Origin of the sequence: Gelidibacter maritimus (genome assembly GCF_014062315.1) — a bacterium.
GTDB lineage: Bacteria > Bacteroidota > Bacteroidia > Flavobacteriales > Flavobacteriaceae > Gelidibacter > Gelidibacter maritimus.
Map to the genome: position 1 here is coordinate 1 of NZ_JACGLT010000049.1, position 686 is coordinate 686.

The 686-nt window shown below is 36.7% G+C and carries 1 protein-coding gene; it reads left to right on the forward strand.

All coding sequences use genetic code 11. The features are described from left to right. Positions 1 to 114: 114 nt before the first annotated feature. Complete coding sequence (locus H3Z82_RS19445) at positions 115 to 591, forward strand: hypothetical protein (RefSeq protein WP_235982506.1); 477 nt, start codon at positions 115 to 117, stop codon at positions 589 to 591. Positions 592 to 686 lie beyond the last annotated feature (95 nt).

Genomic DNA, 686 nt, shown 5'->3' on the forward strand with positions numbered 1-686 from the left:
CCTGTCTTGAATCGAAATTCCGTGCTCGCTTGCTCAGCGGATTGTCCTGCGGACAATCACGCTCGCCCGCTCGCACAGTTTTTATACGGGACGTTGCCATTAATTTGAAAGAAAATGACGAAAGTGATAATAATAGTTTTTCTAACCTTAATAATCTTTAGCTGTACGGATATAAATCAAGGCGAAAATACAATTGCTAAATTGGAGAATCTAAAAGCGGAAAATGATAGTTTGCGGAAAATTGTTGCAGATATTGAAACTAAATATGTGTTTGACAGCATATCTGTTCGAGATATTCCGAACTACGAAAACACTTACGAATTGAACTCAAAAATAAAAGGCGAAATTATCTTTATCGGATATAACAATAAATCCAAAGGTTCGAGAGTGATAATGGTTGATAGTATAGCTTATAATCCTGAAAAACTCTTTAATCCAGACACTCTCAAATTAATGAATGGTGGATATAAATATGAAATTGAACTTAATGACCAAGAAGTAACGTGGAAAGCTGACATTAAAATCCAAAACGAATATGGGCAGAAATTTCAAGGACTATTGATGAATAAAGCAACGACGAAAAAAAACTAATGGCAATAACTAAGCATTCGTGTGGTCGGTACGACCCAACATGAATGCCGTGTTGACTGAACCGGTGTTGGTCGGTTTGCCTACTATGGGGATTG

What these genes read in the sequence shown, in the direction of transcription:
- H3Z82_RS19445 (WP_235982506.1), top strand. Translation starts at nt 115, where the DNA reads ATGACGAAAGTGATAATAATAGTTTTTCTAACCTTAATAATCTTTAGC.